The organism is Mesorhizobium sp. B2-4-15 (genome assembly GCF_006658505.1).
Classification (GTDB): Bacteria; Pseudomonadota; Alphaproteobacteria; order Rhizobiales; family Rhizobiaceae; genus Mesorhizobium.
The window spans coordinates 19,281-40,607 of record NZ_VFUZ01000020.1 but is presented as its reverse complement, the minus strand read 5'-3'; the positions used below and the strand labels follow the sequence as shown (position 1 = coordinate 40,607).

Below are 21,327 nucleotides of genomic sequence, written 5' to 3'. Positions count from 1 at the left end.
CCAAAGGAAAGGCGGCCCCGGCAGTTGGCTGCCGGGGCCGTATCCCATGACTTACTGGCCGGTGACGATCTTGGTCCAGGTACGCGTGATGACGCGCTGGGTCTTGGGATCGTATGGCGAGACGGTATAGAGCTTCTGCAACGTCGCGTCGTCCGGATAGACGGCCGGGTCGCTCAGCAGCGCCTTGTCGACGAATTGCTGCGACGCCTTGTTGCCGTTGGCGTAGAGCACGGCGTTCGACGATTTGGCGATCACGTCCGGCGTCATCATGTAGTTGAGGAATTCATGCGCCTCGGCGACATGCGGCGCATCGGCCGGGATCGCCATCTGGTCGAACCACATCTGGGCGCCTTCCTTCGGCACGGAATAGCCGATCTCCACGCCCTGCTTGGCATCGTTGGCGCGGTTGCGCGCCTGGAAGACGTCGCCGGACCAGCCGATGGCCAGGCAAATGTCGCCATTGGCCAAGGCATTGATGTACTCGGACGAGTGGAATTTCCTGATAAAGGGGCGGACCTTCATCAAGGCGTCCTCGGCCTTGGCGATGTCATCGGGCGAGGTGCTGTTCGGGTCGAGGCCGACATATTTCAGCGCCGCCGGAATGATGTCGGCCGGCGAATCCAGCACGTAGACACCGCAGTCCTTCAGCTTGGCCAAGCTCTCGGGATTGAAGAACACATCCCAGCTGTCGATCTTGTCGGTGCCAAGTGCCGCCTGCACCTTCTTGATGTTGTAGCCGATGCCGACCGTGCCCCACATATAGTTGATCGAATACTCGTTGCCCGGATCGTATTTGGCGGTCCGTTCCGAAACCGTGTCCCACATATTGGAGAGGTTCGGCAGTTTCGACTTGTCGAGCTTCTGGAACACGCCGGCCTGGATCTGGCGGGCAAGGAAATTGCCGCTCGGCACGACGACGTCATAACCGCTGCCGCCGGCAAGCAGTTTGGTTTCCAGTATCTCGTTGGAATCGAACGTGTCGTAGACGACCTTGATGCCGGTCTTCTTGGTGAAGTCGTCGATGATCGTCGGGTCGATATAGTCGGACCAGTTGAAGACATTGACGACGCGGTCCTCGGCGTGCCCCGCGGGCGTCAAAAGCGCCAGAAATACCGAGGTCGCCGAAAGCCATAGCGCTTTGCGGATCATGCTATTCTCCTTTGGTGAGTGTTCCATCGCCGACTCGTCGCGGCGTGCGCGCGGCCGGGCATTTGCTTCAGACTATTGAGCTTTCCAGGGGACAACAAGCGCCAATCGGCGCGCCCGACGCAGCCCAGGAATCGTCTCGGACTGGAGGGAATCACGGCGCCGTCAGAAGCTTTCGCCACCGCGCGGACAGAAATACAGAAATATGGTCCGGTCTCGATCGGGTTGCCGGGGAGACTTGGCAAGATACGCCTGTCTTGTTGTTGCCGTGTTCACAGCCTGCCCGGGCGGCAGCAACGTTGTCAATGGCAAAGCATCGGTGCCGGCATCAATTAGGCGACGGCACTCCGGTAACCCCTGCCCGTTGCGGCCGTGCCTGGCGCTTGAATTCAAGCCCGATATGGACAAGCAGTGCCGTGACCACCACCGCACCGCCGATGATGGTACGTCCGGACGGCACTTCGGAATGGATGAGCCATACCCATATCGGCCCAAGAATAGGCTCGAATGTGCCGAGCAGTGCCGCGATTGCCGCCGGGATCAGCCGAGCGCCGGTGGCGAAGAAGGCGAGGCCAATGCCGAGATTGACCACGCCGAAGGCGAACAGAAAACCCATGTCACCGGGCGAGACCGAGAAGGTCGAGGCCTGTGAGGCGGCAAAGCCCGCGGCCAGAATCGTGCCGAGACAGGTCGCCGGCGTCATGCGCACACTGGAGAACCGCCGGGTGATGACTGTGGCGATCGAGAACATGAATGCGATCAGCAACGCCAGCCCGTCGCCTATGGGCGATACCGCGCCATCGAGCGATTCCGACACCATGATGGCGACGCCGGCGATAACGGCGGCGATCGCCACCCAGGTCACGACACCAACCCGTTCGCGAAACAGAGCCCAGGCAAACAGCGCCGCCAGAAGCGGCACGCCGGCCTGCATCAAAAGGATGTTGGCGACGGTGGTATAGGCGAGAGCCACGACGAAGGCGGTCGACGCGATGGCGAAGCAGAACCCGACCGCAAGGCCGGGCAGGCCCATGTCGCGGAATGATTTCAGCATGCCGCGCCAACCGTCACGCCAGACCATGAAGCAGAGCAGGAAGGCGGCGGCCCACACGGAGCGCCAGAACACCACCGTCCAGGTATCGCCGGCAGTGATGAAGCGGGCGATTGTGCCGCCGAAACTCCACATCAGCGCCGACAGGAACACCAGCAGGAAGCCGATGCGCTCCTCGCGCCGCGAGGCGGTCGATGCAACAAGGCTCCGTGATGATGCTGCGTCTGTCATGGGCCGCGACTGTCGAGTTTTTGTGGACGGGACGATGCGCCAGGGGACGACCAAAATGTACTCCGTTCGCGTAACGCAAACGCGCGGGCCGGGCGTGATCCAGAGCCCGGGGACGATTGTGGCACCTCACGACCGCTCTATCGGAATCCACCGCGTTACTGGAAGTCGAAGGCACTCAGGCCGGTCACCATCTCGTCGAGGCCGAGCGGACGTGTCACCGGCGGTTCGGCACGCGCCAGACAGCCGACGCGTTCGCAGAGCCGGCAGGCGGGCCCGACAGGCGTCGCCACGACAGTGCCTGGGCCCGACTTCCCGGCAGCCGAGCCGGGCAGTGCCGCGCCATAGACGATGTCGTCGCGAAAGCCGATGTCGCAACCGAGCAGCAGAGCGGTGCGGCGCGGACGCTCGGAGAACGCGCCCTGCGGGCCTTCCAGCGTGCGGGCAATGCACAGAAACTCGGCGCCGTCAGGCATTTCCACCGCCTCGACGAAGACCTGGCCCGGCTGGGTGAAGGCGGCATGCACGGGCAGCTTGGGGCAGCCGCCGCCGAAGCGGCTGTGCGGAAAGCCCTGGCTGCCGGCTCTACGAAAGCGGTTCCCGGCATTGTCGACCTCAAGCATGAAGAACGGCACGCCTGGCGTGCCTTGCCGCTGCAGCATGGTGAGCCGGTTCGCCGCCTGTTCGAAGGAGACGCCAAAACGCGAGCGCAGGACGTCGATGTCATAGCGAGCGCGAATGGCGGCCGCGTGAAAGGCCTGGTAGGGCATCATCAACGCATGCGCGGCATAACGGCCGAGCTCGAAACGGGCGAGCCTGCGGGCTTCGTCCGTGGTCAGTTTGAGCGCCTGGATTTCGCCGGCGACCGCGACCGTCATGCGGATCAGGCAGGCCTCCGTCGCTACTTCCCGCAACTGGTCGAACGGTGACAGCCGCTCGGACAGGAACAGGCGTTGCGAATGGCGATCATAGCGGCGGCGCCAGTTGGGCATGGTGGCGACCGGCAGCACCTTGACCACGATGCCGTATTCGCGCTTCAGCCAGGCCTTGAGCGCACCGAACAGGTCGTCACCGGGATCGAGCACCGCGGTGAACGCCTCGGCCTCCTCCTCGAGCCCGGCGAAATGGTTCGGTCGCCGCTCGAAGGTCTCATGCACCTCGTCGATCGGCAAGCGGGCGCCGGAAAGCGCCGTCGCCCGCCCCTCCCGCGCCAGAAGCTCGTTGAGGTCGGACAGCCGCTCGGCCTGCTCGCGATAGGCACGGAATAGTTTTATCACCGCGGCCGAGGCGTTGGGCGCCGCCTCCGCAAGCTCGATCAGTTCCTGGTCTCCAGGCAACTCGCCGACCAGCAGCGGATCGGTGAAGACCTCCTTCAAGGCCGCGACCGATCCCCTTGCCTCGCCCTGCAGCTCGTGTGGGTCGACCTTGTAGACGGACGCCAGCTTGAGGATAAGCTGCACCGTCAGCGGCCGCTGGTTGCGCTCGATCAGGTTGAGATAGGAGGGCGAGATGCCGAGCCCCTCGGCCATCGCCGTCTGGGTCAGGCCCTTGGCGTTGCGGATACGGCGGATGCGCGGTCCGGCGAAAATCTTCTGGTCAGCCATCACATGCCCTTGACATAAATTTACACGATAGCCGCGAAGTTCTCAGCCTGCCGCCTTTTACAGTGTTGACAAATTTACAGCGCGTTCGTGTCAAACACAATACAGATTTTCCCTTATATCCGGCTAAGCTTCCCGATTTTTCTGGCTCATTTTGCGCCGCAATGTAAACTTAGTCACATACCGATGCCGAAGCCAATCGGCATGCGGACAGCGTGCAGCAATCTTTCGGAGTGACCATGACTGATATTTACAACCTTGTCCCCTCGGCGCCGGAAGGTCGCTTCGACGGCATCGAACGTCCCTATTCGCCGGAGGACGTGAAGCGGCTGCGCGGGTCGGTGCAGATCCGCCAGAGCCTCGCCGAAATGGGAGCCAACCGGCTGTGGAAGCTCATCCATGAGGAAGACTTCGTCAACGCGCTCGGCGCCATGTCGGGCAACCAGGCCATGCAGCAGGTGCGCGCCGGGCTGAAGGCAATCTATCTGTCTGGCTGGCAGGTCGCCGCCGACGCCAACACAGCCTCGGCGATGTATCCCGACCAGTCGCTTTATCCGGCCAATGCCGCGCCGGAGCTCGTCAAGCGCATCAACCGCACGCTGCAGCGCGCCGACCAGATCGAAACCTCCGAAGGCAACGGGCTTTCGGTCGAGACCTGGTTCGCGCCTATCGTCGCCGACGCCGAAGCCGGCTTCGGCGGGCCGCTCAACGCTTTCGAGATCATGAAGGCGTTCATCGAGGCGGGTGCCGCCGGTGTCCACTATGAGGACCAGCTGGCGTCGGAAAAGAAGTGCGGCCATCTCGGCGGCAAGGTGTTGATCCCGACCGCGGCGCACATCCGCAACCTCAACGCCGCGCGGCTGGCCGCCGACGTCATGGGCACGCCGACGCTGGTCGTGGCGCGCACCGACGCCGAAGCCGCCAAGCTTCTGACTTCCGACATCGACGAGCGCGATCAGCCCTTCGTCGACTATGACGCCGGGCGCACGGTGGAAGGCTTCTACCAGGTCAGGAACGGTATCGAGCCCTGCATCGCGCGGGCCGTCGCCTATGCGCCCCATGCGGACCTGATCTGGTGCGAGACCTCGAAGCCCGACCTGGCACAGGCCAAAAAGTTCGCCGAGGGCGTGCGCAAGCACCATCCGGGCAAGCTGCTGGCCTATAATTGCTCGCCATCGTTCAACTGGAAGAAGAATCTCGACGACGCGACGATCGCCAAGTTCCAGAGGGAGCTCGGCGCCATGGGCTACAAGTTCCAGTTCATCACGCTGGCCGGCTTCCACCAGCTCAACTACGGCATGTTCGAACTGGCGCGCGGCTACAAGGCGAGGCAGATGGCTGCCTATTCCGAACTGCAGGAAGCCGAGTTCGCCGCGGAGGCCAATGGCTACACCGCGACCAAGCACCAGCGCGAGGTCGGCACCGGCTATTTCGATGCGGTGTCGATGGCGATCACCGGCGGCAAGTCGTCGACCACCGCCATGCATGAATCGACCGAGCACGCACAGTTCAAACCGGCCGCGGAATAGCGGATCAGAAAACACCGAGGAAACGCCCTACAGGGCTTCAAGGACAGGAGAAGACCAATGGCATCGATAAGCCGCGTCAAGGAACGGGCGGAAGAGCAATCGACCACGATGAGCGTCGACCAGCAGGCGACGATCCGCATGCTCGCCAACGATCTGCACAGACTCAACCAGTCGGTGATGAAGGCAGTCGAGGCGGGCGTCTCGGTGGAGCTGGTGCGCTCGGCAAGGCACCATGGCGGCGACGGCAATTGGGGCGATCTGCTGATCCCGGTGATCGTGACACAGCAGAGCCATGGCTGATCGGAAATCGTTCGAACCGACCCTTCACCTGCGCACAATGTGCGCAGGTGAATTTTATTTTTACGCAATCAGATTCTGGACAGTTCAGTACAGTACTGTTGCTTGAGTCCATTGTTTTTAGGGGCAAAGCAGAGGCCTTTTATTTCAACTTGACACGAGCCACGATCTCACGCCAATTGTCCTCAGATTTCAACTCTGCATTGAAATGGGGGCGAACTTGGCCGACTTGGGTGCCCAGTGAATCGTGAGGGCGAGACCACAAAACATCCGAATCAGATTAGCCGGCATTCCAGCGCCGAGACTATCCGCGATCGCTCGCAAGTGCTCGTTGTCGGGAAATCGCCGATCAACCGAGTGGTGGTATCGAAGATTGTCGAGCGTTCCGGGCTCAGACCGATCTCGGAATCGCCCGATACGGCGGCGAGGACCTTGCGGTCGCTCGTGCCCGGCGTGATTGTGCTGGACGGCGGCTCCGACAACAGGGACTGCGACAACCTGATGTCCGGCATCGAAACGTTGCGGCGGACTTCGGGCAAATCGCTTCCTCCCGTGATCCTGCTTTCAACCAAGAATGGCACGCCCGAGAGCCTGGGCCTGTCGAGCGTCGTCGATGTGGTGGTCGCCAAGCCGATCACGCCTGAGCGGCTGCAACCGGTGATCGATCGCCTGATCAGCCGGTAGAGCAATTCCGGAGAAAAGTGCGCAACGGTTTTTCCGTACGGAATTGCGCAAAAACAAGAGTTGAGGCGGCGATCAGCCCGATTTCCCGATGCTTTCGACCAGTGCGGGCAACAGTCCAAGATCGGCTATCTGACGGAACCGCGGCTCGGCGACGGGCGCCTCGACATGCTCGAGCACCCAGGTCAGTTCGTGCGGCACATGGACACCCCAGCCGCCGGCCTCGATGGCCGGCACCACGTCCGACTTCAGCGAATTGCCGACCATCATGCTCTTCGCGGGACCGTCACCGTGGCGGCTGAAGAGGCGCGCATAGGTCGCGGCACTCTTGTCGCTGACGATCTCGACCGCGTCGAACAGATCGCCGAGGCCGGACCCGGCCAGCTTGCGCTCCTGGTCGAAGAGGTCGCCCTTGGTGATCAGCACGAGGCGGAATGTGCCGGCGAGCTTCTCCACCGTCTCGCGCGCGTGCGGCAAGGGCTCGATCGGATGGTTCAGCATCTCACGGCCGGCATCGAGAATTTCCGATATGACCGCAGCCGGCACGCGCCCATCGGTGACCTCGATCGCCGTCTCGATCATCGACAGAGTAAATCCCTTGATGCCGAAACCATAAACGGCAAGGTTGCGCCGTTCGGCCTCGAGCAATCGGGCTGAAATCTGCTTCTCCTCGCCATGATCGGCAAGCATGGCGGCGAAGCGCTTCTCCGTCATGCGGAAGAATTGTTCGTTCTGCCAAAGCGTATCGTCGGCGTCGAAGCCTATCGTGGTTACTTCGCTGCTGGTTCGCATCGCCGACTTCCTGGACTCAAGGACAAGCCGAATCTAAGCCGACCCGAGGGCGATTTTCAACCGCGGCGGCAAATGCCGGCAATGGCTCCCCTTCCCTTCCATCGCTGGCCACGGCTATACTCCGAAATCCGCAACTCTATCTGGTGAATGATGCCGCCTGCAAAAAAGGAAGTCCGTCCGTCGAGCCGCGGAGGACGTGTCCGCACGCCTGCCTTCGTAAAAAATCAACGTGGCGTCAAGAACTGGAAGGAAGTCAGCGCCTGGCTTGAATGGCGCGGCATCGAGGATATCGAATGCATCACGCCTGACCAGGCGGGTGTCGCACGCGGCAAGATGATGCCGTCGAAGAAATTCACCTCCAACACCTCGCTGGCCCTGCCTTCGGCCGTCTTCATGACGACGATTTCCGGCGGCTATCCCGAGGACGGCAACGGCTTCCACTATCCCGAGGATGACGGCGACCTCAAACTGATGCCGGACCTGTCGACGCTGACGGTGGTGCCTTGGGAAGAGGATCCGACGGCCGCCGTCATCTGCGACCTCGTGCATCAGGATGGCCGCTCGGTGGAGTTCACGCCGCGCAACGTGCTGAAGCGCGTCATTGCCGCCTATGACAAGCTCGGGCTGAAACCGGTGGTAGCGCCCGAGATCGAATTCTATCTCGTGCGCAAGAATCCGGATCCGGATTATCCGCTGACCCCACCTGTCGGCCGTTCGGGGCGCGCGATCGGCGGCGGCGCCGGCTATTCGATCGCCGGCGTCAACGAATTCGACGAACTGATCGACGACATCTACCATTTCTCCGAAGGACAAGGCCTGGAGATCGATACGCTCATCCATGAAGAGGGTGCGGGCCAACTTGAGATCAACCTGCGCCACGGCGATCCCGTCGAGCTTGCCGACCAGGTGTTCATGTTCAAGCGCACCATTCGCGAGGCGGCGCTCAAGCATGAGATCTATGCGACCTTCATGGCCAAGCCGATCCAGGGCCAGCCGGGCTCGGCCATGCATATCCATCAGTCGATCATCGACAAGAAGACGGGCCGGAACATCTTTTCGGCCGAGGACGGCTCGGAAACCGAGGACTTCTTCCATTTCATCGGCGGCATGCAGAAGCATGTGCCGAACGCGCTGGTGATGTTCGCGCCCTATGTCAATTCCTATCGCCGGCTGACACAGGCGGCCTCGGCTCCGGTCAACAACAAATGGGGTTATGACAACCGCACCACGGCGTTCCGCGTACCGCGTTCCGACCCGGCGGCGCGACGCGTTGAAAACCGCATCCCGTCCTCCGACGCCAATCCCTACCTGGCCCTGGCGGCTTCGCTTGCCTGCGGACTGATCGGCATCACCAACAAGATCAAGGCCGAACCGCCGGTGCTGACCACCGCCAATGCCGACGAGATCGACCTGCCGCGCAGCCTGCTCGAAGCCGTCGACCTGTTCGAAGGCGACGAAGAACTCGGCGCGATCCTGGGCAAGTCCTTCGCCGCCACCTACGCCGCGATCAAGCGGGCGGAATTCGAGACCTTCATGGAGGTGATCAGTCCGTGGGAGAGGGAATATCTGCTGCTGAACGTTTAGGGAATAGGGGAGTAAGTCAGTAGGGCAGTAGGGGAAGACTATGGCGAAGATCGAATCATACAGAGATTTGGTCGTCTGGCAGCAAGCCATGGATCTTGCCGTCTCAATCTACGAAACGACAAAAGCCTGGCCGAAAGAAGAGCTCTATGGATTGACAGCTCAGCTGCGCAGGGCAGCCACTTCCGTGCCTGCCAATATCGCCGAGGGTTATGGGCGAGAAAGCCGAGCTTCCTATCAGCAATTTCTCAGGATTGCGCAGGGATCGCTCAAGGAATTGGAGACCCATTTGCTGATCGCACGGCGCGTCGGGATCACCTCCCATGAGGCAACCGAACCGTTGATGACTCGGAGTGAGAGCGTGGGAACGCTCTTGCGGCTTCTGATCCGCAAATTGTCGCCGGAATAGCTCTACCTACTGCCCTACTGCCCTACTGCCCTACTGCCCTACCGTGAGCATCATGCCCTACCAATCCCCGATTTCTCCCGGCCGCTCCTGGTATGAGGATACGGCCGGGCCACGGCCTGAATATCCGGCGCTGGACGGTGACCGGACCTGTGACGTGGTCATCATCGGCGGCGGTTTCACTGGTCTGTCGGCGGCGACGCATCTGGCCAAGGCAGGGACCAATGTCGTCCTGATCGAAGCTCACCGCTTCGGCGATGGCGCGTCCGGGCGCAATGGCGGTCAGCTTGGCACTGGGCAGCGCGCCTGGGCCGAGGATCTCGAGGCTGAATACGGCTTGTCCCGCGCCAAGGCGCTGTTCGATCTCGCCGAGGAGGCGAAGGCGCATCTGCTTGAATTCGCCGCCGCCAACCAGATCGAGATCGATTACGTGCCGGGCCAGCTTTCGGTGGCGCACAAGCCGCGCTATGTCGACGACTACAAGGCGCATGCCGAGATCATGGCCAAACGTTTCTCCTACCCGCACATCTCGTTCATGGATGCCAAGGAAACGGCGGAGCGGCTGGGCTCGACCGCCTATTTTGGCGGCACGCGCGATACCGGCACCGGCCATATCCATCCCATGAAGCTGGTGATCGGCACGGCGCGGGTGGCGGCAAAGACAGGCGCGCGGCTCTTCGAAGGGACATCTTCGACCGGCATCATTTCCGCTGGCGGCAAGGTCAAGGTTTCGACGCCGAGAGGTACGGTGAGCGCTCAGAAATGCCTGATCGCCGTCAATGCTTATGGCGGTACGCTCGAGCCGGTGAGCGCCGCGCACATCATGCCGATCGGGTCGTTCATCGGCGCGACAGTGCCCTTGGGAGCGGATTCAGAAGTTCTGCCAGGCGGCGAGTCGGTCGATGATTCGCGCTTCGTCGTACGCTATTTCCGCAAGTCGGCGGACGGCCGGCTGCTTTTCGGCGGACGCGAGGTTTATGGCGTCAACGACCCAAAAGATATCCACATCCATATCCGCCGTCAGATCGCCGAACTCTATCCGGCGCTGAGTGATGTCGAGATCACCCATGGCTGGGGCGGCTATGTCGGCATCACAATGCCGAGAAAACCGTTTGTGCGCGAAGTGATGCCGAATGTGATCTCGGCCGGCGGCTATTCCGGCCACGGCGTCACGCTGTCGAACTTCTTCGGCAAGCTCTACGCGGAGACCGTCGCCGGCAACCGCGACCGGCTGAAACTGATCGAGGACCTGAAAATTCCGCCATTTCCCGGCGGCCGCCGTTTGCGCGCGCCGCTGCTTTTCCTGGCGCTCAACTGGTTCGCGCTGCGCGACAGGATCTGATGCATGTCGCCCGAAAGCGACCCGCTTTTCGGGCGAACGACATTCACGAAAATAGGGTTTAAAGGGCGTCGACTGAACCCGTTTCGACGCCGTGCGCTTGGGATCGCCACGACCCCGTGCGATCACGATCCCGTATAATATTGTAATATCCATGTAATATTTGTTGCCCGGGCGGGACATTGCGGAATTCCCGGCAAAAGCGCAGAATCTCTCATAATGGCGCACTGATGCCACAATCGCGGGCGAAAGGTCCGCATCTGGGCGATTGTTCGGGGATTGTTGCGGGCCTTCCCGCGTGTTTTGGGACCGATGCTGATCAGACGCATGATTTGCGGGATTTGATCGAGAGAACACCGGCCCGCTTATGGAGGTGGCAAGAGTGAAAGAGCCCTTCAGTTTCGGTGCTCCGGAACGTCGGCGCTTTGCCATGCAGTTCGGCTATGACATGCGTCCGTCCTTTTGGCAGGAAGTCCGTTCGAATTCTCATCTGGTGATTGCCGCGATCGGCACCGCCGCGCTGCTTGGCGTGGCTGCGGTCGCGCTCTGGCTGGCATTGCCGGCTAGCGAGCGGCAAGCGGTCGCCAGCACTGAACAGACGATTCCGGCCACCCCCGTGAAAACGACGAAGATCGCCCCATCGGGAACGACAGTGGCCGCGGCAGCGGTGCCGCGGGCGGCGCACAAGGCCAATCAGGTTTCACCGGCCGTGGCTGTCGCCGAGGCCGCCATTCCCGCGCTTGCGGCCAATGACCCTCGCTGGACCGGCTCGCAGGCAAAAACCGTATCGGCTCCCGCCCCGGCTTCCACCGGCCCGACCGCAGGCAAGACCGAGCAGCCGACGGACAAACCAGCCGCCGTGGCGGCGTTTGCTCAACCGTCGGCCGACAACGATGCCGCCACCGAGCTGGCCAAGGTTGCCGCGCCAGCACCGGCGGCAGCCAGCAATCCCGATGGCGCACAGACTGCCGCCATTCCGGAGGTTCAGCCGCAAGTACCGGAACAGCAGCCGGCGGCGGCCGAGGATAATGGCGGCAAGGACAAGGCCAAGCCGCACAAGGCAGCTGCGGCCGGCACCGGGCGAATTCTCCGGCCAGTGACCATGCGCAGCAGTCCGAAGAAGAATGCAGCCGCCATCGTCACGGTGCCCGCCAAGACCTCGGTGCAGGTGATGAGCTGCAAGAAGTGGTGCCAGATCGTCTATAACGGCAAGACCGGCTGGGTCTACAAGAGCTATATCAAGACCGGCGCGTAACGGACTTGCGCATGTGCAGCCGAGGCCGGCCTCAGCTGCCGGGACTACGACGACCTGCCGCCGAACATGCGTCGCAGCCGCTGCCATCTTTTGGCGCGCCTGCGTTGCCTGACATGCTCGCCATGCTGCTCGAAAGGAACTTCGTACAGGCCGCAAGTATCGCAGCCCTCCCGCTTGCCGCAGACGGGAATCCAGCATCTGACATCATGCGTCCAGGCGAGCGCCACGCGCTCCAGGTGAAGGTTTGAAGAGCTTTTGAGGAGAATCAGCTCACCCGGCACCGCCGTGCGCTTGATGTGGTCGGAGACTTCCTTCGCCGTGCGAAGCTCGACAAATCGGCCGCTGTCGCGGTCAGCCTGCCCCGCCCCGGAGCGATGCGCATTGTCACCGGCGTAGATCACCTGATCGGCGATTTCCCGCGCGGTTTGGTAGGCGTAGGCGTATTTCTTGGTCGAGCCGGAATAATCCGAAATCTGGCCAAGCACGATGCGTTTTCGGCCAGCACTCGCCTTGGCCATCACATCCAAGGCAAGATTGATCGAATGCCAGGGTGCCTTGGCGGCATCGACAACGAATTGCGGACCGCCTTCGGTGACAAGCACGGCACAGCGATTTGCCAATGGCTGGAACGTCGCCATCTGGGTGGCAATCTTGTCCGGCGGAACACCGAGTTCGAGCGCCGTCGCCACGGCAGCAGCGGTCGGCAACCAGAAGTGCTCGGCTGGAAATGGCGTTTGAAGCTCAAGTACGCCTCCGCGCCAATGGATCGAAAGCGTCAGCCGATCCGGATAGGCGGCGTGAATGTCTGTCACACGATAATCGGCCAGTTGCGACCTGCCGAAGGTGACGACACGGCATCTGGCGCCTTCAGCCATGCCGGCCACCAGGGGGTCGTCGGCATTGAGGACGGCAAGGCCGTCCGGCCGCAACGCCTCGACCAATGCACGTTTTTCGACGGCAATGTTTTCCAGGGTCCTGAAACTGGCAAAATGCTCAAGGCGAACCATGGTGACGATAGCCACATGCGGCTGCAGCATTTCCGCCATTGGCCGGATCGTATCGATGCCAAAGGCCCCAGCTTCGAAAACGACATAATCGACCTCGCCCGCTCGCTTCATGCGCTTGTAGAGCGTGCTGACCAGCGACTTGATGGTGTTGGCGAAAACTCGCGCATAGGTCGGCCCGTGGGCGGCCAATATATGCCCAAGCAGCGCCGTGACGGTCGATTTTCCCGAACTGCCGGTAACGCCGATGAAGGTCGCCTTGCTTTTCGCGCGGGCGCGCCTCGCCCTGTAGGCCCTGACGCGCTGCCGCAGGTTTTCGCGAACTTTCCGCAATCTCGCGTTCATCGCACCGGCCCCTGGCCTCGGGAAGAACTCTAGGCCGCGGGAACCTCAAGTCAAATCGAGGCCGGTTGCGGTCAAATCGACGATTGCCATTGCCTGGCTTGTCGAAGATGCGCTTCAGATGCAGCGGCCGCCATCGACCTCCAGCGCCACGCCGGTGATGAAAGCGGCTTCGTCCGATGCCAGCCACAGTGCCGCATTGGCGATATCGAGCGGCGTCGACAGCCGGCCGAGCGGAATCGAGGCGCGGAATGTCTCGCGGATTTCGGGCGTATCGACGCCCATGAACTTCTCCAGCATGCCCGTCTCGCCGGCGACCGGGCAGAGGCAGTTGACGCGGATGTTCTTCGGCGCGAGTTCCACAGCCATCGACTTGGTGGCGGTGATGGCCCAACCCTTCGAGGCATTGTACCAGGTGAGACCGGGCCGTGGCCGCAGCCCCGCGGTGGAGGCCGTGGTCAGGATGACGCCGCCACCTTGCCGCTCCATGATCGGCACCACCGCAAGGGCGGCATGGTAGATCGCCTTCATGTTGACGGCCGTGATCAGGTCGAAGGTTTCCTCGTCAACCTTGAGCATGTCGCTATTGCGATGCGTGAATCCGGCATTGTTGACCATGATATCGATACGGCCGAAGGCGCTTTTGGCGGCATAGACCATCTCGTCGAATTCAGAGCGCAGCGAAACGTCGGTCTGCGTCCAGATCGCCGCCTCGCCGATCTCGCCGGCGACGCGCTCCGCCCCCTTGGCGTTGAGATCGGCGACAACGACCCTGGCGCCCTCCTCGGCAAAGCGCCTGGCCATGCCTTCGCCAAAGCCCGAGGCCGCACCGGTGATGACGGCAACCTTGTTTTCCAGACGCATGCTTTTCCCGCTCATTGATATCCTCGAGATCATTCCACAGCTTGCACAACAGGCTGACGGCAGATGCGGTCCACACCGCGAGATTTCCCCCTTAGCTTTCGTCACATTCACGTTCTATGCTGCAACTGCGAAAGCTTCTGGAGTCTTCGTTCACCGACAAGCCTCCGGCTGTCGCCAGTGTCAAGCGCACATGTGGACCCACGCATTATCCAGCGATCGGTCCTTGATGTGACACCATGGCACTGGAAAATTTAAATCGATTAGAATATATCAGCCGCATACTCGCGAGCGGCGTCAAAGCGGACAGACCATGACCAGCCAGATCATCCCCGTCGACCCTTTCGACTTCATCATCTTCGGCGGTACCGGCGACCTGTCGGAGCGCAAGCTCCTGCCGTCGCTCTACTATCGCCAGCGCGACCATCAATTCTCCGAGCCGACGCGCATCATCGGCACGTCGCGCTCGAAAATGAGCGACGAGGAATTCCGGGCCTTTGCCAAGCAGGCGATCTCGGACCATGTGAAGCCAGCAGACATCGACCCGAAGGAACTGGCAACATTCCTGGCTAGGCTAACCTACGTCGCGGCGGACGCGACCACCGGCGCCGGCTTCGACAAGCTGAAGAAGGCGATCGGCGACAGCGACTGCATCCGCGCCTTCTATCTGGCGGTGGCGCCGGCGCTGTTCGGCGATATCTCGCACCAGCTCAAGGAGCACAAGCTGATCACGCCGAACTCGCGCATCGTGCTGGAGAAGCCGATCGGCCGCGACCTTGCCTCGGCGCGCGCGCTCAACGACGCCGTGGGCGACGATTTCCACGAAAGCCAGATCTTCCGCATCGATCACTATCTCGGCAAGGAGACGGTGCAGAACCTGATGGCGCTGCGCTTCGCCAATGCGCTGTACGAGCCTTTGTGGAATTCCGCCCAGATCGATCATGTGCAGATCACCGTCGCCGAGACCGTGGGACTGGAGGACCGCGTCACCTACTACGACAAGGCCGGCGCGCTGCGCGACATGGTGCAGAACCACATGCTGCAGCTCCTGTGCCTGGTTGCCATGGAAACGCCGTCCTCGATGGACGCGGACGCCGTGCGCGACGAGAAGCTGAAGGTCCTGAGGGCGCTCAAACGCATCAACGGCAACGAAGCGCCGAAACACACGGTACGCGGCCAGTATCGCGCCGGCGCGTCCGCCGGCGGTCCGGTCAAAGGATATGTCGAGGAACTCGGCAAGGACAGCAACACCGAGACCTTCGTCGCCATCAGGGCCGAAATCGGCAACTGGCGCTGGGCCGGCGTTCCCTTCTATCTCAGGACCGGCAAGCGGCTGGCGACCCGCGTCTCGGAAATCGTCATCGAGTTCAAGCCGATCCCCTATTCGATCTTCGGCGACAGTGCCGGCCCCATCTTCGCCAACCAGCTGGTCATCCGGCTGCAGCCGGACGAAGGCGTCAAGCAGTTCATCATGATCAAGGATCCGGGTCCGGGCGGCATGCGGCTGCGCCAGATCTCGCTCGACATGAGCTTTGCGCAATCCTTCGACGGCCGCGCGCCCGACGCCTATGAGCGGCTGATCATGGATGTCATCCGTGGCAACCAGACGCTGTTCATGCGCCGCGACGAGGTCGAGGCGGCGTGGAAATGGATCGACCCGATCCAGAACGCCTGGGAAAGCGCCAGGCAGGAAGCACAGGGCTATACGGCAGGCACCTGGGGGCCATCGGCCTCGATAGCACTGATCGAACGCGACGGGCGGACATGGCACGAGAGCAATTGAACAGCACCAGCTACAACTGGAACGCCTTTCCCGACCGCCCGGCACTGGCTGCGGCGCTGGCCGGTCGCGTTGCCGACCACCTGACCAAGGCGATGGCCGAGCGCGGCACGGCATTGCTGGCTGTCTCCGGCGGCACGACGCCGGCGAAATTCTTCGCCGCACTTTCGGCGGCGCCGATCGCCTGGGACAAGGTGATCGTGACGCTGGTCGACGAGCGCTTCGTGCCGGCCTCCTCGCCCCGCTCCAATGCCGGGCTGGTGGCCGCCAATCTGTTGCAGAACGCGGCCAAAGCGGCGCGTTTCGTGCCGCTCTATCATGAGGCCGCCGGCATCGAGGCTGCGGCGGCATCCGACGATGCGGCATTGCGCTCCCTGCCCTGGCCGCTCGATGTCGTGGTGCTCGGCATGGGGCCGGACGGCCACACCGCCTCGTTCTTTCCCGATGCCGACGGTCTGCCGAGGTTGCTCGATCCGGCATCCGACCGGATCATCCTGCCGGTTCACGCGGCAAGTGCCGGCGAGCCACGACTGACGCTCTCGCTGGCGCGCATCATCGACGCCGGTTTCATCGCGCTGCACATAGAAGGCGAGGATAAGCGCACCGCTTTCGACGGCGCTGTCGCGCCCGGGCCGCGAAAGCCGGTCCGAGCCGTACTCGACGCCGCCCCCAGACCCGTAGAGGTTTTCTGGGCGCCCTGATTTCACGTTTACTGTGGTCCCGGCAAACCGCGGGAGGATGTTTCCGGGACCTCGTCTGAAAGGACCGACCGCCATGACCGCAAGACGCGACATCGAAGCCATCACGGAACGCATCCGCCAACGTTCGAAGGCGGGCCGCGAGGCCTATCTCGGCCGTATCGCCGGCGCAGCGAACCAGACCGCCAACCGGTCGGTGCTGTCCTGCGGCAACCTTGCCCATGGCTTTGCGGTCTGCAGCCCTTCGGAAAAGCTGGCGCTCGGCGCCGACAAGGTGCCCAATCTCGGCATCATCACCTCCTACAACGACATGCTGTCGGCGCATCAGCCGTTCGAGACCTACCCGGCCCTGATCAAGGAGGCCGCGCGCGAGGCCGGCGGCATCGCCCAGGTGGCCGGCGGCGTGCCTGCAATGTGCGATGGCGTCACACAAGGCCAGCCCGGCATGGAGTTGTCGCTATTTTCGCGCGACGTGATTGCCATGGCCGCCGCGATCGGCCTGTCGCACAACATGTTCGATGCCGCCGTCTATCTCGGCGTCTGCGACAAGATCGTGCCCGGACTGGTGATCGCGGCACTGACCTTCGGCCATTTGCCGGCGGTTTTCATTCCGGCGGGGCCGATGACGACCGGCCTGCCCAATGACGAGAAAGCCAAGGTCCGCCAGCTCTATACCGAAGGCAAGGTCGGACGGCCCGAACTGCTCGAGGCGGAGTCCAAATCCTATCATGGGCCGGGCACCTGCACTTTCTACGGGACGGCGAATTCCAACCAGATGCTGATGGAGATCATGGGCCTGCACACGCCCGGCGCCTCCTTCGTCAATCCCGGCACGCCGTTGCGCGAAGCCTTGACCCGCGAGGCGACGAAGCGGGCGCTGGCGATCACCGCGCTCGGCAATGCGTATACGCCGGCCGGGCGCATGATCGACGAACGTTCCGTCGTCAACGGCGTCGTCGGCCTGCACGCCACCGGCGGCTCGACCAATCACACGATCCACTTGATCGCCATGGCGGCTGCAGCCGGCATCGCGCTGACCTGGCAGGATATTTCAGACCTCTCGGAAGCAGTGCCGCTTTTGGCACGCGTCTATCCGAACGGCCTTGCCGACGTGAACCATTTCCATGCCGCCGGTGGCCTCGGCTTCCTGATCCGCGAATTGCTCGACGAGGGCGTGCTGCACGAGGACGTGCAGACGGTGTGGGGCGAAGGCTTGCGGCCCTATGCGGTCGAGGCAAAGCTCGGTGCCGAGGGAAGCGTGGTGCGTGAAGCCGCGCCGCGCGCCAGCGGCGATGAAAAGGTGCTGGCGCCGTTCAAGAAAGCGTTCCAGCCGACGGGCGGCCTGAAGGTGCTTTCGGGCAATCTCGGCCACGCCGTGATCAAGACCTCCGCGGTCAAGCCGGAACGGCGCATCATCGAGGCGCCGGCCAAGGTGTTCGACAGCCAGCAGGGCCTGAACGACGCCTTCAAGGCTGGCACGCTGACCGGCGATTTCATTGCCGTCATCCGCTTCCAGGGGCCGAAGGCCAACGGCATGCCGGAACTGCACAAGCTGACCACCGTGCTCGGCATCTTGCAGGATCGCGGCCAGCGCGTCGCGCTGGTGACCGACGGACGGATGTCTGGCGCTTCCGGCAAGGTGCCGGCGGCGATCCATGTGACGCCGGAGGCGGTCGAGGACGGGCCGATCGCCAGGATCCATGACGGCGACATCATCCGCCTCGACGCCGATGCCGGAACGCTGGAGGTGCTGGTGCCGGGGACGGAATTCGCGCTGCGCCGCGCCGCCGAAGCCGACCTCATCGGCAACGAGTTCGGCTTCGGACGCGAGCTTTTCGCCGGCTTGCGGCAGCTGGTGGGCCGCGCCGATCACGGCGCCAGCGCGTTCGGGACCGCCTGAGTTCATACGCAAAAGGGCGGCTCGAAGCCGTCCTTTTTACGACCAGCGGAAAACGGCATCACGGCTGGACCGTGATCTCGGCGCGTTCGCCGGCTTTCACCGTCACCGGCATTTCCTTGTCGTGGCCTTCGTCGGACATGTGACGGACAACCACATAGTCGCCGGCCGGAACGGTCTGCTGCCAGGTGTCGCCATAACTCAGGCCGAGTGACTTGCGCTTGCCCTCGATATCCTTTTTCGACGACAGCACCTCGACCGAATAGGCACCGGGGGCGGTCATGGCCAGCACACCCGCATCGAGCGTCACCTTCACGTCCTGATTGTCGCCGGCCTTGATGCTGAAGGGCTGCTCGACGACGGCGAGGTCAACCGTGGCGACCAGCACATAGTCATCGGGCGACAGGTCGAACTTGCTGTCGGGGCCATAGGCATAGGTGACCTCCTCGCGGGTGCCATCGATCTTCTTCTTGGCCTTGAGCACCTTGAAGCCGATGCCTGAACCGTCGGCCTTGTCGCCGCCGACTGTATAATATGCGTTGGCAACGACATGGCCGACGCCAACGATAATGTCCTTGTCGACCACCCTGCCCGCAGCAAGCGGAATCGTTTCGGTGACCACGCCCTGTCCGATCGTGACAGTCACTTTCTGGTCGCCGGCGGGCAATACGGCTTTCGTCTCTCCATAGTAGGTCGGGGGGTTGTCGACGCCCGGATAGGCGATCACGACAGCCGCCCCGTTGGCCACCTCGGCTCCCTGGCTGGGACGCGGATGCAGGATGAGCGTGCCGGCATTCAAGGTGAAAACCGGCTTGTAGGCCTGGCCTGCTTCGATCTTGATCTTCTGCTCCACCTTGGCCTCGCCGTCGCGCGCCACGATGACGTAGTCGCCCGGTTCCAGGTTGGCTTTGTAGTCGCCGTATTCGGTGGTGATGTTGTCGCCGCGCGTGCCGTCTGATTTGGCCTTGTAGACTTCCCAGGCATTGCCGTCTGTGACGGGATCGCCGCCCTCGGCCAGCACCACGGTCGGCATGAAATTGAACTCGAGCTTTGCCCGCGCCGGTGCCGGAGCGGGGGCGGGTGCTGGTTCGGGCGCCGGCGCCGCGACGGTTTGGACCAAGGCTTCCTGCAGCGCCTTCTCGTCGGAGGCTTGGATGTACTTGCCGCCCGTGTTGTCGGCGAGGCAAGCAATCTGCTTGCCTTCGTCAGCGGTCAGGCCGAAGCCGACGACGTCGGCGGTGAAATCGACACCTGACGCCTTCAACTCCTTGCCAAGCGCACAAGGATCGCCGCCGCAGGTCTCCAGCCCATCGGTGATAAGGACGACGGTCGCCTTGTCCTCGGTGTATCTCAGGGCTTCGGCCGCCTGCTTGACGGCCGCCGTCAGCGGCGTCTTGCCAAGGAATTTCAGGCTGTCGGCGGCGGCCGTGATGGCGCTTGCCGAGCCCGCCTGAGGCGGCACGATCAGCTGGATGTCATCGCAGCTGCCCTTTTCGCGGTGGCCATAGGCCATGAAGCCTATCTCGTCTTCGGCGGGAACCGATTGAAGCACGGTCCTCAGCGATTCACGGGCGATTTCGAGCTTGGGCTTGCCGTCGATCTGCGCCCACATCGACCCGGAAGCGTCGAGAATGATGATGACCTTGTTCGCCGCAAAGCCGAACGTCGTCATCGACAAAAGGAGGATCGCCGCAGCGACGCTCCGTGCAAGTCCCGCCATCGCCATCTCCTGAGTAGCCCCGTCCGCCGGCCGAAGCTATTTGAGCGCGTCCCGGGATACAAGCCCGCACGCGCCCTGTCGACCGAGCGGTGGCTCAATAGGTGGTGCGGCGCTCTTCCGAGGGCGGCCTGCCAAACTGCAGCCGGTAGCTCTGGGCAAAATAGGAATGCGAGGTGAAGCCTGTCGCGATTGCCACATCGAGGATCGGCATGTTGGTCTGGCGCAGCAATTCACGTGCCCGCTCCAGCCGCAGCCGCATATAGTAGCGGCCGGGCGTGACATTGAGATGGCGCAGGAACAGGCGCTCCACCTGGCGCACCGAAAGGCCGGCCGACTTGGCGAGTTGCACCGCCGACAGCGGTTCGTCGAGGTGGTCCGCCATCAGTTCGACGATGCGCCGCAGCTTTTCCGATTTGCCTGTCAGATCGCGTTCAGGTCCGACGCGCTGGCGGTCGCCGGCCGAACGGATGCGCTCGTGCTGGAACTGGTTGGCGACGCCATTGGCGAGGTTGGAGCCGAAATCGCCGCGCACGATCTCCAGCATCAGGTCGATCGAGGTGGTGCCGCCGGCGCAGGTGTAGCGCTTGCGGTCGATCTCGAAGACATTGCCGGTGCAGTTGATGTCGGGGAAGCGCTCCATGAAGCCGGCGCGGTTCTCCCAATGGATGGTGCAGCGGTAACCGTCGAGCTGCCCGGCCTCGGCCAAAAGGTAGGAACCAACCGACAGCGCGCCAAGCGCATTGCCGCGCCGCCCCCAGCTGCGCAACGCCGCCAGGACTTTGCTCTTGCCGGGGAATTCCGTCGTCAGGCCGACCGAGACGAAGAGGATGTCGACCGGCGGCAGGTCGGCGACGCTGTAGTCGATCTTGAGCGGCAGGCCGTTGGACGCCATCACCGGATCGCCGTCGGCCGACACCGTGGTCCAGCCGTAGAAATCGCGGCCAAGCAGCCGGTTCGCCGAACGGAACGTGTCGATCGCGGCCGCCAGCGAGAACATGGAAAACTTGTCGACCAACAGGAAGGCGAAATGCCGGCCACCCTGAACGGGATCATTCGTGACCGGCCGTTCCGGGGAAATTGTGGGGTTAGGCAAAGCTGCGGCTTTCAGGGTCAACCCAG

At 62.8% G+C, this 21,327-nt stretch carries 18 protein-coding genes; 10 read left to right on the top strand and 8 right to left on the bottom strand.

The annotated features are described in order from the left end of the window. Window positions 1-51: 51 nt before the first annotated feature. The 3 genes from FJ930_RS21890 to FJ930_RS21880 all read right to left on the bottom strand — a co-directional run bounded on the left by FJ930_RS21890 (window position 52) and on the right by FJ930_RS21880 (window position 4,029). Window positions 52-1,149, bottom strand: coding sequence for a polyamine ABC transporter substrate-binding protein (locus FJ930_RS21890; RefSeq protein WP_140744796.1), 1,098 nt, complete (start codon window positions 1,147-1,149; stop codon window positions 52-54). 325 nt (window positions 1,150-1,474) lie between these two features. After that, window positions 1,475-2,428 (bottom strand): DMT family transporter, encoded by a 954-nt coding sequence (locus FJ930_RS21885; RefSeq protein ID WP_141840063.1) that lies wholly within the window; start codon window positions 2,426-2,428, stop codon window positions 1,475-1,477. A gap of 155 nt (window positions 2,429-2,583) precedes the next feature. Continuing rightward, entirely contained in the window at window positions 2,584-4,029 is a 1,446-nt protein-coding gene (locus tag FJ930_RS21880) for an XRE family transcriptional regulator (RefSeq protein ID WP_141840062.1), read from the bottom strand. Between the two features lie 236 nt (window positions 4,030-4,265). On the opposite strand from FJ930_RS21880, the gene aceA reads away from it, so the two are divergent. From aceA to FJ930_RS21865, 3 genes are all read left to right on the top strand, one after another. Continuing rightward, a complete protein-coding gene (gene aceA, locus FJ930_RS21875) occupies window positions 4,266-5,555 on the top strand; it encodes an isocitrate lyase (protein WP_141840061.1) in 1,290 nt (429 codons plus the stop codon). A gap of 57 nt (window positions 5,556-5,612) precedes the next feature. Beyond that, complete coding sequence (locus tag FJ930_RS21870; RefSeq protein ID WP_006202762.1) at window positions 5,613-5,855, top strand: hypothetical protein; 243 nt, start codon at window positions 5,613-5,615, stop codon at window positions 5,853-5,855. Between the two features lie 276 nt (window positions 5,856-6,131). Beyond that, window positions 6,132-6,536 carry a response regulator gene (locus FJ930_RS21865; RefSeq protein WP_246676990.1) on the top strand — a complete coding sequence of 135 codons (405 nt, stop codon included), beginning with the start codon at window positions 6,132-6,134 and terminating at the stop codon, window positions 6,534-6,536. A 72-nt stretch (window positions 6,537-6,608) separates the two neighbouring features. Here FJ930_RS21865 and FJ930_RS21860 read toward each other — a convergent pair whose 3' ends face one another. Then, window positions 6,609-7,325 (bottom strand): HAD family hydrolase, encoded by a 717-nt coding sequence (locus tag FJ930_RS21860; RefSeq protein ID WP_140744791.1) that lies wholly within the window; start codon window positions 7,323-7,325, stop codon window positions 6,609-6,611. A gap of 147 nt (window positions 7,326-7,472) precedes the next feature. On the opposite strand from FJ930_RS21860, the gene FJ930_RS21855 reads away from it, so the two are divergent. From FJ930_RS21855 to FJ930_RS21840, 4 genes are all read left to right on the top strand, one after another. After that, window positions 7,473-8,909: a glutamine synthetase family protein gene (locus FJ930_RS21855; protein ID WP_181763444.1), complete on the top strand. Its 1,437-nt coding sequence runs from the start codon at window positions 7,473-7,475 to the stop codon at window positions 8,907-8,909. A 40-nt stretch (window positions 8,910-8,949) separates the two neighbouring features. Beyond that, complete coding sequence (locus tag FJ930_RS21850; protein WP_141840059.1) at window positions 8,950-9,315, top strand: four helix bundle protein; 366 nt, start codon at window positions 8,950-8,952, stop codon at window positions 9,313-9,315. A 52-nt stretch (window positions 9,316-9,367) separates the two neighbouring features. Continuing rightward, window positions 9,368-10,654 (top strand): FAD-binding oxidoreductase, encoded by a 1,287-nt coding sequence (locus FJ930_RS21845; RefSeq protein ID WP_141840058.1) that lies wholly within the window; start codon window positions 9,368-9,370, stop codon window positions 10,652-10,654. Window positions 10,655-11,033: 379 nt separating this feature from the next. Further along, the gene (locus FJ930_RS21840) at window positions 11,034-11,906 is read left to right on the top strand and encodes an SH3 domain-containing protein (RefSeq protein ID WP_181176441.1); all 873 of its coding nucleotides are present in this window, start codon (window positions 11,034-11,036) and stop codon (window positions 11,904-11,906) included. 44 nt (window positions 11,907-11,950) lie between these two features. Here FJ930_RS21840 and FJ930_RS21835 read toward each other — a convergent pair whose 3' ends face one another. Together FJ930_RS21835 and FJ930_RS21830 are read right to left on the bottom strand one after the other, a co-directional pair. Next, entirely contained in the window at window positions 11,951-13,255 is a 1,305-nt protein-coding gene (locus tag FJ930_RS21835) for a Mur ligase family protein (protein ID WP_141840057.1), read from the bottom strand. A 114-nt stretch (window positions 13,256-13,369) separates the two neighbouring features. Then, entirely contained in the window at window positions 13,370-14,116 is a 747-nt protein-coding gene (locus FJ930_RS21830) for an SDR family oxidoreductase (RefSeq protein ID WP_140744857.1), read from the bottom strand. A gap of 310 nt (window positions 14,117-14,426) precedes the next feature. Here FJ930_RS21830 and zwf point away from each other — a divergent pair, with 310 nt between their 5' ends. The 3 genes from zwf to edd all read left to right on the top strand — a co-directional run bounded on the left by zwf (window position 14,427) and on the right by edd (window position 18,491). Continuing rightward, on the top strand, window positions 14,427-15,896 hold the full coding sequence (gene zwf / locus FJ930_RS21825) for a glucose-6-phosphate dehydrogenase (RefSeq protein WP_140744786.1): 1,470 nt from the start codon (window positions 14,427-14,429) through the stop codon (window positions 15,894-15,896). After that, window positions 15,878-16,594, top strand: a complete 717-nt coding sequence (gene pgl, locus FJ930_RS21820; RefSeq protein WP_141840056.1) for a 6-phosphogluconolactonase — start codon at window positions 15,878-15,880, stop codon at window positions 16,592-16,594. Before zwf ends, pgl begins: the two co-directional genes overlap by 19 nt. 73 nt (window positions 16,595-16,667) lie before the next feature. Further along, entirely contained in the window at window positions 16,668-18,491 is a 1,824-nt protein-coding gene (edd, locus tag FJ930_RS21815) for a phosphogluconate dehydratase (protein WP_141840055.1), read from the top strand. A 58-nt stretch (window positions 18,492-18,549) separates the two neighbouring features. Here the strand turns inward: edd and FJ930_RS21810 are convergent, their stop codons facing one another. Further along, window positions 18,550-20,208, bottom strand: a complete 1,659-nt coding sequence (locus tag FJ930_RS21810; protein WP_141840054.1) for a VWA domain-containing protein — start codon at window positions 20,206-20,208, stop codon at window positions 18,550-18,552. Window positions 20,209-20,302: 94 nt separating this feature from the next. After that, entirely contained in the window at window positions 20,303-21,322 is a 1,020-nt protein-coding gene (locus FJ930_RS21805; RefSeq protein ID WP_181763443.1) for a GlxA family transcriptional regulator, read from the bottom strand. Between the last annotated feature and the right edge of the window lie 5 nt (window positions 21,323-21,327).

What these genes read in the sequence shown, in the direction of transcription:
- FJ930_RS21850 (WP_141840059.1), top strand. Translation starts at nt 8,950, where the DNA reads ATGGCGAAGATCGAATCATACAGAGATTTGGTCGTCTGGCAGCAAGCC.
- aceA (WP_141840061.1), top strand. Translation starts at nt 4,266, where the DNA reads ATGACTGATATTTACAACCTTGTCCCCTCGGCGCCGGAAGGTCGCTTC.
- FJ930_RS21830 (WP_140744857.1), bottom strand. Translation starts at nt 14,116, where the DNA reads ATGCGTCTGGAAAACAAGGTTGCCGTCATCACCGGTGCGGCCTCGGGC.
- FJ930_RS21890 (WP_140744796.1), bottom strand. Translation starts at nt 1,149, where the DNA reads ATGATCCGCAAAGCGCTATGGCTTTCGGCGACCTCGGTATTTCTGGCG.
- FJ930_RS21860 (WP_140744791.1), bottom strand. Translation starts at nt 7,325, where the DNA reads ATGCGAACCAGCAGCGAAGTAACCACGATAGGCTTCGACGCCGACGAT.
- FJ930_RS21810 (WP_141840054.1), bottom strand. Translation starts at nt 20,208, where the DNA reads ATGGCGGGACTTGCACGGAGCGTCGCTGCGGCGATCCTCCTTTTGTCG.
- FJ930_RS21835 (WP_141840057.1), bottom strand. Translation starts at nt 13,255, where the DNA reads ATGAACGCGAGATTGCGGAAAGTTCGCGAAAACCTGCGGCAGCGCGTC.
- edd (WP_141840055.1), top strand. Translation starts at nt 16,668, where the DNA reads ATGACCGCAAGACGCGACATCGAAGCCATCACGGAACGCATCCGCCAA.
- FJ930_RS21870 (WP_006202762.1), top strand. Translation starts at nt 5,613, where the DNA reads ATGGCATCGATAAGCCGCGTCAAGGAACGGGCGGAAGAGCAATCGACC.
- zwf (WP_140744786.1), top strand. Translation starts at nt 14,427, where the DNA reads ATGACCAGCCAGATCATCCCCGTCGACCCTTTCGACTTCATCATCTTC.
- FJ930_RS21885 (WP_141840063.1), bottom strand. Translation starts at nt 2,428, where the DNA reads ATGACAGACGCAGCATCATCACGGAGCCTTGTTGCATCGACCGCCTCG.
- FJ930_RS21880 (WP_141840062.1), bottom strand. Translation starts at nt 4,029, where the DNA reads ATGGCTGACCAGAAGATTTTCGCCGGACCGCGCATCCGCCGTATCCGC.
- FJ930_RS21855 (WP_181763444.1), top strand. Translation starts at nt 7,473, where the DNA reads ATGATGCCGCCTGCAAAAAAGGAAGTCCGTCCGTCGAGCCGCGGAGGA.
- pgl (WP_141840056.1), top strand. Translation starts at nt 15,878, where the DNA reads ATGGCACGAGAGCAATTGAACAGCACCAGCTACAACTGGAACGCCTTT.
- FJ930_RS21845 (WP_141840058.1), top strand. Translation starts at nt 9,368, where the DNA reads ATGCCCTACCAATCCCCGATTTCTCCCGGCCGCTCCTGGTATGAGGAT.